Origin of the sequence: Polaromonas sp. (assembly GCF_030689685.1) — a bacterium.
GTDB lineage: Bacteria > Pseudomonadota > Gammaproteobacteria > Burkholderiales > Burkholderiaceae_C > Polaromonas.
Genome location: NZ_JAUYEY010000005.1, coordinates 35,645 through 50,878, shown reverse-complemented (window position 1 = coordinate 50,878; position 15,234 = coordinate 35,645). Strand labels below are relative to the sequence as shown.

The 15,234-nt window shown below is 63.0% G+C and carries 13 protein-coding genes; 5 read left to right on the top strand and 8 right to left on the bottom strand.

Going from position 1 to position 15,234, the window contains the following annotated elements:
• Nucleotides 1-363: 363 nt before the first annotated feature.
• Nucleotides 364-522: a DUF3309 family protein gene (locus tag Q8O29_RS00795; protein WP_188708233.1), complete on the top strand. Its 159-nt coding sequence runs from the start codon at nucleotides 364-366 to the stop codon at nucleotides 520-522.
• 74 nt (nucleotides 523-596) lie between these two features.
• Here the strand turns inward: Q8O29_RS00795 and Q8O29_RS00790 are convergent, their stop codons facing one another.
• The 3 genes from Q8O29_RS00790 to Q8O29_RS00780 all read right to left on the bottom strand — a co-directional run bounded on the left by Q8O29_RS00790 (nucleotide 597) and on the right by Q8O29_RS00780 (nucleotide 7,979).
• A complete protein-coding gene (locus Q8O29_RS00790; protein ID WP_305560151.1) occupies nucleotides 597-2,576 on the bottom strand; it encodes a tetratricopeptide repeat protein in 1,980 nt (659 codons plus the stop codon).
• A 43-nt stretch (nucleotides 2,577-2,619) separates the two neighbouring features.
• Complete coding sequence (hrpA, locus tag Q8O29_RS00785) at nucleotides 2,620-6,591, bottom strand: ATP-dependent RNA helicase HrpA (RefSeq protein WP_371134118.1); 3,972 nt, start codon at nucleotides 6,589-6,591, stop codon at nucleotides 2,620-2,622.
• A 164-nt stretch (nucleotides 6,592-6,755) separates the two neighbouring features.
• Complete coding sequence (locus tag Q8O29_RS00780; protein ID WP_305560149.1) at nucleotides 6,756-7,979, bottom strand: diguanylate cyclase domain-containing protein; 1,224 nt, start codon at nucleotides 7,977-7,979, stop codon at nucleotides 6,756-6,758.
• Between the two features lie 125 nt (nucleotides 7,980-8,104).
• On the opposite strand from Q8O29_RS00780, the gene argA reads away from it, so the two are divergent.
• Nucleotides 8,105-9,454, top strand: a complete 1,350-nt coding sequence (gene argA / locus Q8O29_RS00775) for an amino-acid N-acetyltransferase (RefSeq protein ID WP_305560148.1) — start codon at nucleotides 8,105-8,107, stop codon at nucleotides 9,452-9,454.
• Nucleotides 9,455-9,500: 46 nt separating this feature from the next.
• On the opposite strand, the gene Q8O29_RS00770 is transcribed toward argA, so the two are convergent.
• Nucleotides 9,501-9,908, bottom strand: coding sequence for a GNAT family N-acetyltransferase (locus Q8O29_RS00770; protein ID WP_305560147.1), 408 nt, complete (start codon nucleotides 9,906-9,908; stop codon nucleotides 9,501-9,503).
• A 140-nt stretch (nucleotides 9,909-10,048) separates the two neighbouring features.
• Here Q8O29_RS00770 and Q8O29_RS00765 point away from each other — a divergent pair, with 140 nt between their 5' ends.
• The gene (locus Q8O29_RS00765) at nucleotides 10,049-10,231 is read left to right on the top strand and encodes a DUF1272 domain-containing protein (RefSeq protein ID WP_371134117.1); all 183 of its coding nucleotides are present in this window, start codon (nucleotides 10,049-10,051) and stop codon (nucleotides 10,229-10,231) included.
• Nucleotides 10,232-10,274: 43 nt separating this feature from the next.
• Here the strand turns inward: Q8O29_RS00765 and Q8O29_RS00760 are convergent, their stop codons facing one another.
• On the bottom strand, nucleotides 10,275-10,949 hold the full coding sequence (locus Q8O29_RS00760; protein WP_305560146.1) for a DsbA family oxidoreductase: 675 nt from the start codon (nucleotides 10,947-10,949) through the stop codon (nucleotides 10,275-10,277).
• 225 nt (nucleotides 10,950-11,174) lie between these two features.
• The gene (locus Q8O29_RS00755; RefSeq protein ID WP_305560145.1) at nucleotides 11,175-11,897 is read right to left on the bottom strand and encodes an ABC transporter ATP-binding protein; all 723 of its coding nucleotides are present in this window, start codon (nucleotides 11,895-11,897) and stop codon (nucleotides 11,175-11,177) included.
• On the opposite strand from Q8O29_RS00755, the gene Q8O29_RS00750 reads away from it, so the two are divergent.
• Entirely contained in the window at nucleotides 11,896-12,603 is a 708-nt protein-coding gene (locus tag Q8O29_RS00750) for an arylesterase (RefSeq protein ID WP_305560144.1), read from the top strand. The genes Q8O29_RS00755 and Q8O29_RS00750 overlap by 2 nt on opposite strands.
• Entirely contained in the window at nucleotides 12,600-13,655 is a 1,056-nt protein-coding gene (mnmH, locus tag Q8O29_RS00745) for a tRNA 2-selenouridine(34) synthase MnmH (protein ID WP_305560143.1), read from the top strand. Before Q8O29_RS00750 ends, mnmH begins: the two co-directional genes overlap by 4 nt.
• A 173-nt stretch (nucleotides 13,656-13,828) precedes the next feature.
• Here mnmH and Q8O29_RS00740 read toward each other — a convergent pair whose 3' ends face one another.
• Entirely contained in the window at nucleotides 13,829-14,002 is a 174-nt protein-coding gene (locus tag Q8O29_RS00740) for a hypothetical protein (protein WP_305560142.1), read from the bottom strand.
• Between the two features lie 25 nt (nucleotides 14,003-14,027).
• Entirely contained in the window at nucleotides 14,028-15,215 is a 1,188-nt protein-coding gene (locus tag Q8O29_RS00735) for a PLP-dependent transferase (RefSeq protein WP_305560141.1), read from the bottom strand.
• Between the last annotated feature and the right edge of the window lie 19 nt (nucleotides 15,216-15,234).

The window sequence follows — 15,234 nt, the reverse complement described above, 5'->3', positions numbered from 1 at the left end:
CTGCAAAGCGGCCGCGACGGTCCATTTTTCACCGGCTTTTTGCCCCATAGCTACGGCTATGAGGCTGCAAACCCGGCAAAAACTGTCCTCGCCGGGGCCACTTTTCGCTTCGACGCCTTCTGCCGCCCAGACTCCTAGTCGCTATGAAATTAATAGCTGATCGACCATATCTGCTATGGGCTGGTGGCCTTTTTAGTTCATATTTCTGAAGCAGTCCGGCGTGTTTGCCTGTCGCCGGTGCGCGCATGGGCTACTTCCTGCCCCCAACTGTAGGAACTCCCTGACGATCTGGCAGCGTGCCTTCCTGCCGGTGTAAACACATCGGCGGGCAAGAATCACTACACACAAAACAAGGAGTTCCTCATGTCGATTTCGCTTATCCTGCTCATCGTCCTCATCCTGATTCTGGTCGGCGCATTGCCTACCTGGGGCCATAGCCGTAGCTGGGGTTACGGCCCAAGCGGTGGTCTCGGTCTGGTCGTGATCATTCTGATCGTGCTTCTGCTGATGGGCAGAATCTAAAACAGAGGATCTGCTTCATTGCAAAAAAAAGACCCGGCCGCTGTGCCTGGTTTTTTTTGCCTGTCAGACTGCAATCAACGCAGACGCGCTGCCAGGTCGGCCGCGATGCGACGCGCCACACCGTGCCAGTCGCCGGCGGTCTGTTGTCTGTAAAGTCTGGCAGACGGGTACCACGGGCTGTCGTCCCGCTCCAGCATCCAGCGCCAGTCGGGATTGAAGGGCAAGGCGATCCAGACCGGGCGGCCCAGAGCGCCGGCCAGATGCGCCACGCTGGTGTCCACGCTGATCACCACGTCCACCAGCTCGCACAGCGCCGCCGTGTCGGTGAAGTCCTCGATCTCCTGATCGAAGCAGCGAATCTGCGGGTTGGCTGCCAGGGTGGCGCTGTCTTCAACGCGAACCTCTTTCTGCAGGCTGATGTACTCCACGCCTGCCGGCACGTGCCCGACCAGCTCAGCCAGTGAAATGCTGCGGTTGCGGTCGTTGGTATGGTCGGCATTGCCGCTCCAGACCAGGCCGACGCGCATCCCCACCGGTGACCCCAGGCGGCGCTGCCATTGCTCTTTTTTGGCGGGTGACGCGGCCAGGTAGGGCATACCGGCAGGAACATCGTCCGGCACGGTACCAAAAGCCAGCGGCAGGCTGAGCAGGGGGCAATGAAGATCAAACGCCGGCAGGGGCCGCCCTTTCACCACCACACTGGCCGCGCCGTCCAGCCCGGCCAGCAAATGCTGAAGCGGCGCCTGCACCTCAAGGATGACACGAGCCCCCAAGTCACGCACCAGCGGCACATAGCGGCAAAACTGCAGGGTATCGCCCAGCCCCTGTTCCGCATGCAGCAGGATGGTCTTGCCGGCCAGCGGCTGTTCACCCAGCCACAGCGGCTGCGTGAAGCCACGTGCTGCCCTCTGGAGCACCGCGTTTTGCCAGCGCCATTCGTATTTTTTCCAGCCCTGGACAAAGTCGCCGGCCAACAGCAGGCACAGGCTGTGGTTCCACTGCGCGTCGGCATAGTCGGGCTTCAGCGCCAGGGCCTGCTCGTAGCGGGCCATCGCCGCGTCCAGACGTCCGATGTCGCGCAGCGCATTGCCACGGTTGCTGTACGGCTTGGCGTAGTCGGCCTTCAGCGCAATGGCCTGGTCGTAGTTGTCAATCGCCTGCTGGACCTTGCGTTGCTCCATCAGCGCATTGCCCAGATTGTTGTACGCCTCGGGATAGGCAGGATCGAGCCCAATCACCTTCCTGAAACTTTCAATGGCGGCCGGGATGTTCTTCAGCGCCCGCAGCACGTTGCCACGGTTGTTGTAGGCGTCGGCAAAGGACGGATCAAGCCGGATGGCCTGGTCAAAGGCTTCCAGCGCGGCGGGAAACTGCGCCAGTTTTTTCAACGCGTTGCCGCAGTTGTTGTAAGCCGTCGGGAAATCCGGCCTGAACTGGATCGCGCGGCGATAGTCGTCCACGGCGTCCTGCGTGCGGTTCAGTGAGCGCAAGGCTATGGCACGGTTGAAATAGGCTTCGGCATAGTCTGGTTTGATCGCAAGCGCGCGGCCGTAACTCTCGACCGCCGCCTCGCCCTGTCCAAGCTTTCGCAGCACGCTGCCCCGCGCGAAATGGGCCTCGACATAGACCGGGCGGCATTGAATAGCCACATCGAGGCTGGCCAGCGCGGCCAGCGGCTGGATCAGCTTGTCCAGTACATTGCCCCGGTTGTAGTGGGCCTCTGCAAACGCTGCATTCAGCGTCAGCGCCTGCCCGTAACTCGCCGCAGCGTCCTCCAGCCTGTTCATACTTTCGAGCGCAATACCGAGGTTGTTGTGGAAAACCGGGTGGCGGCCGTCGGAGGCGATGGCCCGGTTGATCCAGTCCATCGCCTGGACCGGTTTGTTGGTCTGCAGCTCAATGACGCCGAGCAGGTGCAAGGCGTCAGCCTGTGCCGGGTTTGACGCCAGCACCTCGCTGTAACCGGCAGCCGCTTCGGCCAGCTTGCCCTCCTGATGCAAGCCCAGGGCCTGGGCCAGTCGGGAGGCGGTGTCGCTGGCAGCAGCAGGGTTCACGGGCGCGGGCTTCATGGTGCTTGAAAGCGGTTGATGGCGAAGATCAGTTCACCAGTTGCAGCCAGGCCTTGTCCAGCCGCTTGATGCTGACCGGTTGAGGCGTGCGCAGCTCCTGCGCAAAAAAGCTCACGCGCAGCTCCTCGATCAGCCAGCGCAGCTCCTGCAGACGCGTGTCAAGCGCGCCCTTGCGCTCGGCCACCAGTCGCCAGTAGCGCTGCTCCTGCGGCCGCAGCTCGGCCAGGCGCGCCGCGTCGCGGGCCGGGTCGGCCCGCCACTTCTCCAGCCTCAGCGTGATCGCCTTGAGGTAACGCGGAAAGTGCTGCAGTTGCGCATACGGCGTGGCCGTCAGGAAACGCTTGGGCACCAAACGCTGCAATTGCTGGGCGGCATCCAGAGAGGCTTCGGCAGCGTTTTTTGTGTCCTTGATCTTGCGCTGGGCCGCCGCAAACTCGGTCAGGATGGCGGCGGCCAAGCGCGCGACCTCGCTGGCGATTAGGGTCAAGCGTCCTCGCCCGTCGTCAATGCGCTTTTTGAAGTCGGCTTCGTGGGTCGGCAGCGGCTCCTGCAGGAAGGCGCGGTCCAGCGCCACCTCGATGATCTGCTCGCGCAACTCTTCCAGCGTGCCGCCACCCGAGTTGTCGGCGGCGCGGCCGACCTGCATGTAGGCCGTGGCCATTTTCTGCAGGTCTGGCAGGTTTTTCTCGAGGTACTTCAGCGCTTCTTTCATCTGCAGCGAAAACAGGCGGCGCAGGCCGGCGCGGTGTTTGGCGGCCGCCACGTCGGGCTCGTCGAAGACCTCGATGGTCACGGCCCCGCCACCTTCACCACCGAGGTCGATCAGTGCCGGGAACCCGATCAGGGTCTGTTTGCCCTTGCTGATTTCCATCAGTTCCGGCAGCTCGCCAAAGCTCCAGCTGGTGTAGCGCTCGGGTGTGCGAGCCGGCTGGGGTTTCTGGTTTGCTATGTTTTCAGGAGCTGCTTGCGCCCGCCCGCTATGGGCTGGAGGTCGATTTGACTCTGAATCCTGTGCAGATTCGGGTGCCGGCCGAGTTTTGAGCCCCGCCAGCGCCTGAAACGCCCCGCGCGCCTGTGAACCGAGTTCGCCCTTGAGCGCGCCCAGGTTGCGGCCGGTGCCGAGCTGGCGGCCATGTTCGTCGACCACACGGAAGTTCATGAACAGATGCGGCGGCAGCATCTCCAGCTTCATGTCGTTGCGCTTGATGTCCAGCGAGGTCGCGTCGCGCACCAGCTTGAGCACCGCATCGGTCAGCGAATTTGCGCCAAACTTTTCCGGCTGCAGCAGCTCGGCCGCCATGCGCTCGGCTGTCTCCGGCAGCGGCACCAGGCGCGAGCGCGGCCGCTGGTGCAGGGTCTTGATCAGTGCCTGGATCTTGTCCTTGAGCATGCCGGGCACCAGCCACTCGCAGCGCTCCTCGTTAACCTGGTTCAGGGCAAACAGCGGCACCTCCACCGTCACGCCGTCTTTCGCATCGCCCGGTTGGTGCAGATAGGTCGCCAGACAATCGACGCCCCCCAGCCTCAGGGTTTTTGGAAAGGCCTGCGTCGTGATGCCCGCCGCTTCGTGCCGCATCAGTTCCTCGCGCGTGAGCAACAACAGCTTGGGCTGCTTTTTGACCTCGTCTTTATACCAATGCTCGCAGCCGGCGCCGGTGCAGATGTCGGCCGGCAACTGCTGGTCATAAAAGGCGTAGATCAGCTCTTCATCCACCAGCACGTCCTGACGCCTCGCCTTATGCTCCAGGTCCTGCACCTGCTGGATCAGCCTGAGGTTGGCCTGCAGAAACGGCAGTTTGGTATCCCAGTTGCCGGCCACCAGCGCTTCGCGGATGAATATCTCGCGCGCCGTCACCGGATCGACGCGGCCAAAATTGACGCGCCGGCCGTTGTAGATGACCAAGCCATACAGCGTGGCGCGCTCCAGTGCAGTCACCTGAGCCGCCTTCTTCTCCCAATGTGGATCGAGCAACTGCTTTTTCAGCAAATGGCCGGCGACCTGCTCGACCCACTGCGGCTCGATGTTGGCGATGCCGCGGCCGAACAGGCGCGTGGTTTCCACCAGCTCTGCCGTCACGATCCAGCGTCCCGGTTTTTTGCTGAGTTTGGCGCCCGGGTGCCGGTAGAACTTGATGCCGCGCGCGCCCAGGTACCAGTCCTCTTCTTCATTCTTGATGCCGAGGTTGCCCAGCAGGCCGCACAGCATGGACAAATGCAGTTGCTCGTAACTGGCCGGCTTGTTATTCAGGACCCATTTCTGTTCACCCACCACGCTGTGCAACTGCGAGTGAATGTCGCGCCATTCGCGCACCCGGCGGATGTTGATGTAGTTTTCCCTCAAGAGGTTTTCGTACTGGCGGTTGGAAATTTTGTGGGCCGCAGAGCCCTCACCCCTGCCCTCTCCCAGAGGGAGAGGGAGTAGAGACGGGGATTGGCCCCCTCTCACCCCAAGAGAGGGTTGGGGTGAGGGCCGGCCGCCCCGCACATCACTCAGCCATTTCCACAGCTTCAGGTAGCCGCTGAACTCGCTTTTCTCATCGTCAAACTTGGCATGCGCCTGGTCCGCCTGCGCCTGTTTGTCCATGGGCCGGTCGCGCACATCCTGCACGCTGAGCGCGCTGGCAATCACCAGCACCTCGTCCAGTGCCTGCCGGTCCCTGGCCTCCAGAATCATGCGGCCCACACGCGGGTCCAGTGGCAGCTTGGCCAGGCTGCGGCCCACCGGCGTGAGTTCGTTGTCGTCGTCCACCGCGCCCAGTTCGGCCAGCAACTGGTAGCCGTCGGCAATCGCCCGGCCCTGGGGCGGCTCGATGAAAGCAAAGCTTTCGATGGTGCCCAGGTGCAGCGCCTTCATGCGCAGAATCACCGCAGCCAGTGAGCTGCGCAGAATTTCCGGGTCGGTAAAACGCGGCCGGCCCAAAAAATCGGGCTCGTCGTACAGGCGGATGCAAATGCCGTCGGCGACGCGCCCGCAGCGGCCGGCGCGCTGGTTGGCGGCTGCCTGCGACACCGGCTCGACCATCAACTGTTCGACTTTGTTCCTGAAGCTGTAACGCTTGACGCGCGCCGTCCCCGCATCAATCACATAACGAATGCCCGGCACCGTCAGCGAGGTTTCGGCCACGTTGGTGGCCAGCACGATGCGCCGGCCGGTGTGGCCGTCAAAAATGCGGTCCTGTTCGGCCTGGGACAGGCGCGCAAACAGCGGCAGCACCTCAGCGTTGCGAAACAGTGGCTGGTGCGCCAGGTGTTTGCGCAGGTGGTCTGCCGCCTCGCGGATTTCACGCTCGCCGGGCAAAAAGATCAGGATGTCACCGGCGCTGTGCGGGTTGCGCCAGAGTTCGTCCACGCCGTCGGCAATCGCGTCGTTGAGGTCGTAATCACGCGACTCTTCATACGGGCGGTAACGCTGCTCGACCGGAAACATGCGGCCGGACACCATGATCACCGGCGCCGGAATCCTTGGCCCCCCCGAGTGGGCGTCGGCCGGCTTGGGGCGGCCCGGCGCCGGGGCGGCCGAGGCAAAATAGTCCGCAAACCGCTGCGCATCAATCGTCGCCGAGGTGATCACGACTTTGAGGTCGGGCCGGCGCGGCAGCAACTGGCGCAGGTAGCCGAGCAGGAAGTCGATGTTCAGGCTGCGCTCGTGCGCCTCGTCGATGATGATGGTGTCGTAGGCCAAGAGCTGCGGATCGGTCTGCGTCTCGGCCAGCAAAATGCCGTCGGTCATCAGCTTGACCGAGGCGTCGCGGCTCAGCCGGTCCTGGAAACGCACCTTGTAGCCGACCACGTCGCCCAGCGGTGTTTTCAGCTCCTCCGCAATCCGCTTGGCAACGCTGGAGGCGGCAATCCGGCGCGGCTGGGTGTGGCCTATCAGTTTGCCCTGGCCCGCCGGGTAGTTGAGCTTGCCCCGGCCCATGGCCAGCGCGATTTTGGGCAGTTGCGTGGTTTTGCCGGAACCGGTTTCACCACAGACGATGAGCACCTGGTGCGCCTGCATGGCAGCGGTGATCTCCGCTCGTTTGCTCGAGACGGGCAAGGACTCGGGAAAATCAATCTGCAAGGGGGCGGACACGGGCAAAGGCGGCAAAGGGTGGACTTCCTGGATAAGCCCTCAATTATCGGTGCAGACAAGCGCTCCGAAAGTCGGGACGCGATGCCGACTCACGACGGCCGGAGAACCGGCAGCTCCACCGCTTCGCCGCTGGCATGGTCAAACCAGGCCACGCGGCTGGCATAACTCATGGCGGTACGTGACATGGCGCGCGCCGTGGCCAGCGTGACAGAAACTTTGGCCGTCGGGTCTGACACCATCAACACGCCGATGCCAAGGTCTGCCCGCCAGCGGGTTTGTTCGCTTTCACGCTTGGTGCTGTCCAGGCTGGTGTTCAGGGTTACAGCCTTGGCCATGCGCGGCCCGAGCCGGTGCGCCAGTTTGATCAGTTGGCCGCTGTCACTGCACTCGGGCAGCAGCAGCAAAAATCCGTCCTCGCCAAAACGCCCCAACTCGACCTGGGCGGGGGTAACCTGCCGCAAGCGCCCCGCACAGACAAACAAGGCATGGTTCATCGCCGCAGTGCCGTGCAGTTTTTCAAGCGTATACAAATTGCCTATGCTCACCACCAGCATGCCCAGCGCCGTAGGCTGGTCACGGCGGCGTTTGAAAGCGCTGACAAGCATTTGTCCCGTTTCAGAGTGCGACCGCATCCGGGTCACCGGGTCATAACTCGGGCCCTGGGCCATGATCTGGTTCAGCTCAATCTGGTAGGAGTAGCGCACCCACAATGCCGACGCCATCAGACTCAGGTAGGCGGTGCCGGCGAGCGCGCTGACCGCATGCACCTGCCACGGCATCTGCCCGCGCGCCAGCGCAATCAAGCCCAGGCCAATCATCGCGATCAGCAAGAAAAGCACCGCGAAAAATGCCTGCCAGGCCAGCCGGTCACCACGCCAGGCGCTGCGCAGTGCCACGCCCAGGGCCACCAGGCCTTGCCACCAGGCGATGCCCACCCCGACCGCAAGCGCATGGGCCGCTGGCAACAGCCAACCCAGTGCCACGCCGCCCAGCGCCAAAGCCACCAGGGCCCATTGCGTACGCCGGCGAGCCTTGCGGTTGTCCAGAGCGCCCACAATCGAAAACAGCAGATAAGCCAGAGCCGAGGAGGCCGCTATCGCCACATGCGCTAAAAAGCGCGACAAGCTGTCCGGGTCCGAAATCGGCAGCGCCCCGAGAAACGCGAGCACAAAAAAACCAGACGCTGTAGCAGACAGCGCGGCGTTGAGCGATATCCGGTGCAGAGAACGGTTGAACGCCATCGCAGAGCCGGCCAGCATCAGTGCGGTCGTCCCGAAATAACACCCCCAGAACCCATAGGCCAGTTTGTCCATGCGTGCCCGATTATCCGGCGAAGCGCTCGCTGCGGGGAGTCGGTTCACGTCGATGAAAACCCGCATCCTCCCTTACACTCACTGCCATTGGCCACCCGCCCCTCCTGCAACCCGAAAGCGCACCCATGTCTGCGGTCTTCAACTTCACCTTCGTGCCCTGGTTTCGCTCGGTGGCGCCCTATATCCATCTGCACCGCGGCAAGACCTTTGTGGTCGGCATCGCGGGCGAAGCAATTGCCGCAGGCAAGCTGCCGCACCTGGCGCAGGACCTGGCGTTGATCCAGAGCATGGGCGTGAAAATCGTGCTGGTGCATGGCTTCCGGCCGCAGGTCAACGAACAACTGGCCGCCAAAGGCCACCAGGCCAAGTACTCGCACGGCATGCGCATCACCGACACCGTGGCCCTAGACTGCGCGCAGGAAGCGGCCGGCCAATTGCGTTACGAGATTGAGGCCGCGTTCAGCCAGGGCCTGCCGAACACACCGATGGCCGGCTCCACCGTGCGCGTGATTTCGGGCAACTTCATCACCGCGCGGCCGGTCGGCGTCGTTGACGGCGTGGACTTCAAACATTCGGGCATGGTGCGCAAGGTCGACACCGCAGGCATCAAGCGCACGCTGGACTTTGGCGCCATGGTGCTGCTCTCGCCCTTCGGTTTTTCACCGACCGGCGAAGCCTTCAACCTGACTATGGAAGAAGTCGCCACCAGCGTGGCCATCGAGCTGCAGGCCGACAAGCTGATCTTCCTGACGGAAATCCCCGGCATCCGCACCAGCCCGGACCAGCCCGAGAGCGAAGACAACCCGATAGACACCGAGTTGCCGCTGGCTGCCGCCGAGAAACTGCTGGCGCAACTGCCCAACCCACTCCAACCGACCGACACGGCGTTTTACCTGCAGCATTGCGTCAAGGCCTGCAAGTCCGGCGTCGAGCGCAGCCACATCCTGCCGTTTGCGGTGGACGGCTCGCTGCTGCTGGAAATTTATGTGCACGACGGCATCGGCACCATGGTCATCGACGAAAAACTCGAAAGCCTGCGCGAGGCCACGGCCGACGATGTGGGCGGTATCCTGCAACTGATTGAGCCGTTTGAAAAAGACGGCACCCTGGTCAAACGCGACCGCACCGAGATTGAACGCGATGCCGACCACTACACCGTGATCGAACACGACGGCGTGATCTTCGGCTGCGCTGCGCTTTACCCCTACCCCGAAGCCAAAACCGCCGAAATGGCGGCGCTGACGGTTTCCCCGCACAGCCAGAGCCAGGGCGACGGGGAACGCATCCTCAAACGCATCGAGCAACGCGCCAGGCTGGCCGGGCTGGACAGCATTTTTGTGCTGACCACACGCACCATGCACTGGTTCATCAAGCGCGGTTTTGTGCAGGCCGATCCGGAATGGCTGCCCGAGGCGCGCAAGCGCAAATACAACATCAACCGCAAAAGCCAGGTGCTGGTCAAAAAGCTGTCCTAGGAGCCTAGGCGTCTGGCTGGCGCGAGGCCATCGGGCTGGTCGGCGCTCAGTGCTCCGATCCCGCATAAATCCACATGGGCACGGTAGCGCCGGCACGCTCAAACCCGAGCGAGCGGTAAAAGTCCACCGCGGCCCCGTCAGCCGTCAGCATCTGCTGGTGAAAACCAGCGTAGCGGGTTTGCAGGGCCTGCATCATTTGTTTGCCAATGCCGCGCCGCTGGTAGTCGGGGTGCACCAGCATGTGCGGGAAATACACCACGAGGTGGCCGTCGGAGATAGCATTGCCCAGTCCAATCAGCCGCCTCCCGGACCGAGCCGTGACGAGGCCATGTGAATTCCGCAGCGCAGCCATTAGCTGCTCCGGTTTGTCTGCCGCCGACCAGTGGTTGGCGCTGTACAGCGCCAGCACCTCGGGCTGACTCAGCAGATCATCCATCTGTATTTCAATCTTCATCCCACACCCCCGTCAACAAGAACCGCATCATGCACCAGCCCGGCAAGCGCTTTGTCTTCTTTGTCTTTCAAGTGCAAAATGTTCGATAGTGAGGTGGCCCGCCCGATCTGCGTTTTCCATGCTTGACCACAGGGCACCCCATGCTCCAACTCCGCCCCAACTGCGAATGCTGCAACAAGGACCTGCCCGGCGAGTCCCTGGAGGCGCGTATCTGCACTTTTGAACGCACCTTTTGCAGCGATTGCGCCACGAGCAAGCTGTGCGGTGGAGCCCTGCTGGCTTTGGCGGGCTCACTGGCTTTTTACCGCCGCAATCCAGCCTGACCCAGTGCGCAGGGCAAGCACGCAGCCCATGCCGCCCGCTTGCTCAGCCAGCCGCAGCGATCTGTCGCAGGGCCTGCTCAAACACCTCGGCAGGCTGGCCACCCGAAATCAGGTGTTTGTCATTGATGATGACGGCCGGCACCGAATGGATGCCCTGCTGCAGGTAAAACTGCTCACGCTCACGCACCGTATCGGCGTATTCAACCGAGGCCAGGATGTCTTTTGCACGGCGTGTATCCAGACCGGCCTCACCGGCCACACGCACCAGAACTTCGTGTGCACCGGGGCTCTCGCCATCGGTGAAATAAGCCTTGAACAGCGCCTCTTTAAGCGCTTGCTGCAGGCCCTGTCCCTGTTCGCCGGCCCAGTGCAGCAGGCGGTGCGCATCGAAGGTGTTGTAGATGCGGCCGCGCTTGTCCATGCTGAAAGTGAAGCCCACCTCCTGGCCGCGCGCACGGATCATCTCGCGGTTGCGCTGGGACTGCTCGGGCGTGGAGCCGTATTTTTCGGCCAGGTGTTCGCCAATGTCCTGGCCCTCGGCCGGCATGTTCGGGTTGAGTTCAAAGGGCTGGAAATGGATGTCAGCCTTCACCCCGCCCCCGACCCGGTCGAGAGCCTCTTCGAGCGCCTTCAGACCGATCACGCACCAGGGGCAGGACACGTCGGAGACGAAGTCTATTTTGAGGGTGGACGAAACGACGGGGCTGGTTGCGGTCATGGGTGATGCCTTGAGAGGGAGGGCGAAAAAACCGTCTTGTAGACGGCCTGACAATTCCGGCATATGGCGCAAGCCTCGCAAAATTCAAGCACCTTTTACCATCACGGATGATTCGGGATTTATCACGTGCGACTTGGTACCAGCGATCTTGAGACAACCAGGGAGTGCTATCAAAAACAGAGCTGTCAGCGCCCGTCCGACGTGGGCTACACCTATTTTTTTCTCTTAATTGGCCACCACGCGACCGGCTTCCAGCGTGATCCGGCGCTCGCAGCGCGCCGCGATGCCGCGGTCGTGCGTGACCAGCACCAGGGTGGTCCCGAGCTCCTGGTTCAGTTCGAACATCAGCGCCATGACGGTTTCGCCGGTCGCAAAGTCCAGGCTGCCGGTCGGCTCGTCAGCCAGCAGCAGCGCCGGCTGCACCACAAAGGCCCGCGCCAGCGCCACCCGTTGCTGCTCACCGCCCGACAGCACCTTGGGGTAGTGGCCGAGACGTTCGCCGAGGCCAACACGTTTGAGCATGTCGGTGGCCTGGGTGCGTGCATTTTTTGCGCCTGACAGTTCCAGCGGCAGCATGACGTTTTCCAGCGCGTTCAGATTGCCCATGAGCTGGAAGCTTTGGAACACAAACCCGACCTTCTGCGCGCGCAAGGCGGCGCGGTCGTCCTCACTGAGCGCAAACAGGTCCTGGCCGGCCAGATGCACTGTGCCCTGGGTGGGTGTGTCCAGCCCGGCGATGATGGACAGCAAGGTGCTTTTGCCGGAACCGGAGGCGCCGACAATCGCGGCAGTCTCCCTGGCCGAGAGTGCGAAATGAATATCGCGCAAAATGGTCAGTGTGCCGGTCGAGTCGCTCACACTCTTGCATACGTGCTCCACGGAAATAATCGAAGCGCTCGTGGATGCCGGAGCAGCGTCGTTCAGCACATTAACCGCAGGTTCAAACATGTCAGCCTTGTCAGAAAACTTGAGATCAGACTTTACCAAGCTTGCCCGCGCTGCGGCAGCCCGGCTGGTAAAACCTTTGAGCGCGCTGCTGTTCGCCTGTTTCGCCGCCGCGCCGCTGCTGGCGCAGGCCCAGACCGCTGCCGCCGCTCGCGACACCGTGCTGATCGTCGGTGATTCGCTGAGCGCTGAATACGGCCTCAAACGCGGCACCGGCTGGGTGCCGCTGCTGGAAAAACAGCTCGCCGCCGAAAAGAAAAATATCCGTGTGGTCAACGCCAGCATCAGCGGCGACACCACCTCGGGCGGGCGTTCGCGCCTGCCGGCGCTGCTGGCCCAGCACAAACCCGGCATCGTGGTGATCGAACTCGGCGGCAACGACGCCCTGCGCGGCTTGCCGCTGGACATGACCGAAAACAACCTGCTGGCCATGGCGAAAGCCGCAAAAAAAGCCGGCGCCAAAGTGCTGCTGCTGGGCATGCAGGTGCCGCCCAACTATGGCGGTGCTTACGGCGCGACCTTCTCCGGGCTGTTCACCAAAGTCGCCAGGGCTGAGAAAGCCGCGTTGGTGCCCTTCTTCCTCAAGGGTATTGCCGACGTGGATGACGCCGTCGGCAACTTTCAGGCTGATCGCATCCACCCCAATGAGCAGGCGCAGGCCCGAATGCTGGCCAACGTCTGGCCGGAATTGAAGAAGCTCATCAAGTGAGCCTGGAACGCATCTCTGCCGAACAGGCGCTGGCCAGCCTGGCCGACTATTCCGCCGTGATCGACGCCCGCAGCGAGGGCGAATACGCCGAAGACCACCTGCCCGGCGCCGTCAACTGGCCCAGCCTGAACGATGAAGAACGCAAAGTCGTCGGCACGCGTTACAAGCAGATCAGCCAGTTCGAGGCCAAGAAGCTGGGCGCGGCGCTGGTCGCCAAAAACATCGCGGCGCATATCCAGCGCGAGGTGCTGGACAAGCCGCGCGAGTGGCAGCCGCTCATCTACTGCTGGCGCGGCGGCAAACGCAGCGGCTCGCTGGCGCTGATCCTGGACCAGATCGGCTTCAAGGTGACGCTGGTTGACGGTGGCTACAAGGCCTTTCGTGCGGCCTTGGTGGCCGACCTGCCGCAACTGGCGGCACGGCATCAGTACCGTGTTGTCTGCGGCCCCACTGGCGCGGGCAAGACCCGGCTGCTGCATGCGCTGGCCGCCCAGGGCGCGCAGGTGCTGGACCTGGAAGGCCTGGCGAATCACCGCAGCTCGGTGCTGGGCATAATTCCCGGTGTGCCGCAGCCGAGCCAGAAGGCTTTTGACAGCCTGGTCTGGACGGCTCTGCGCCGCTTTGACCCGGCACGCCCGGTCTACATCGAAAGCGAAAGCAAAAAAGTCGGCAATGTGGCCGTGCCGGAAGGCCTGATCGCCGCCATGCGCGCCAGTCCCTGCCTGCGGCTGAACCTGGCCGAGGACGAACGCGTCGCGCTGCTGCTGGAGGACTATGATTTTTTCGTCAAGGACATCGCGTTTTTCTGTGATCGCCTGGGCGCGCTGACCGAGGCGCGCGGCAAAGAGGTGGTGAGCGACTGGCAAACGCGGGCGCGCAATGGCGATGTCGCCTCGGTGGTGCGCGAGCTGCTGCTGCAGCACTACGACCCGGTCTACCTGCAGTCGATGCGACGAAACTTCACGCAGTACGACACGGCCCAGGTGCTGGCCCCGCGCGACCACACGGCGGCGGCGATGGATGTGGTGGCGCGCAGCCTGCTCGCGGCATAAAACGCGACCTAAACCAGCGCCAAGCTCCTAGGAAAAAGGCTCCGGGGGACAGGGTGACTGTCCCGGCGGAGCCTTGGCGGTGGGGCTTGCTATCAAAAAAGTAGCTGTTAACGCCCGCCGGTTATGGGCTGAAGCCCGATTTGATTCAGAATTGTTACTGGCCTTCTATAGAATCAGACGGTGGAGTCGGCAGGCGGGGTGCCGGCATCGCCGGGCTGGCCGTCGGGCGTATCGTCATCAGGCAGGTCCGGCTTGCCTTCGGCCTTGCGCTTGAGTTTTTCCTCTTTTTTCTTCTTTTTGGCCAGCTCTTTCTGGCGTTTTTCGTAGGAATAATTGGGAGTTGCCACGGCGTGCTTTCTTCAGGAATATGTCCTAACTGTACTGCATCAGGGACAGCGCCTGGGCCAGGTCGGCCTGCAAGTCGGACAGCGCTTCCAGCCCGACGGAAAAACGCACCAGCCCGCCTGGATGGGCCCAGGCCGTGGTGCGGATGGCAGGCACGTCATAGGGCACACACAGGCTGATCGGGCCGGCCCAGCTGTAGCCGATGTTGAACAGTTTCAGGTTGTCGCAGAAGGCGTCCAGCGTGGCCTGGCTGTAGCCGGGTTTGAACACCGCACTGACCAGGCAGGCAGCGGCCGTGCAGTCGCGCTGCCAGGCCGCATGGCCCGGCGAGCCGGCCAGCGCGGGATGCAGCACCGCCTCGATCTGCGGCTGCTGCTGCAGCCAACCAGCGAGCGCGCGTGTGGTGGCGTCCTGCGCCGCGTAACGCATGACGATGGTGTTCAGGCCGCGCAGCACCAGCTCGGCGTCGTTGCCGCTGACGCCGTAACCCACACGCATGTGGCAGAAGTGGACCAACTGGTGCAGGGCCTCATCGCGGGTGACCACCGAGCCCATCAGCACATCGGCGCCGCCGCTGGGGTACTTGGTCAGGGCCTGCACCGAGATGTCGACGCCGAGCTCAAAAGCATTGAAGGCGATGCCCGCGCCCCAGGTGTTGTCCAGCGCGGTCACGATGCCCTGTGGATGAGCATCGGCATGCGCCTTGACGACAGCTACCAGCGCCGGCAGGTCGGGAAACTCCAGCGTGATCGAACCCGGCGCTTCCAGCCAGACCAGGCGCGTGCGAGCCGTCAGTTTCGCTGCCAGATCGGCCGGTGACATCGGGTCGTAATACGCGAAGTTGACGCCCCAGCCGGCAAGCTCACGTTGCGCAAAGGCCTTGTTCGGGCCGTAGGCGTTATCGGGAATCAGCACCTGGTCGCCGCCCTTGAGCAGCGCCATGTCCACCAGCACCACCGACGCCAGCCCGCTGGGCACCAGCGTGCAGAACTGGCCACCTTCCAGCGTGGCGATGCGCTCCTCCAGCATGAAGGTTGTCGGCGTGCCGTGCAGGCCGTAGGTGTAGCCGGTCTTGTGTTTCCAGTCGCGCTGGCGCAGGGCGGCAACACTGGGGAAGATGATCGTCGAGGCCTTGTGGATGGCGGGCTGGACCGCATCAAAGCCGGCGGGCGGCTTGTAGCCGTGGTGTATCAGTTGGGTGGACTTGTCGCTCATGCACCGATGTTAACGGCTG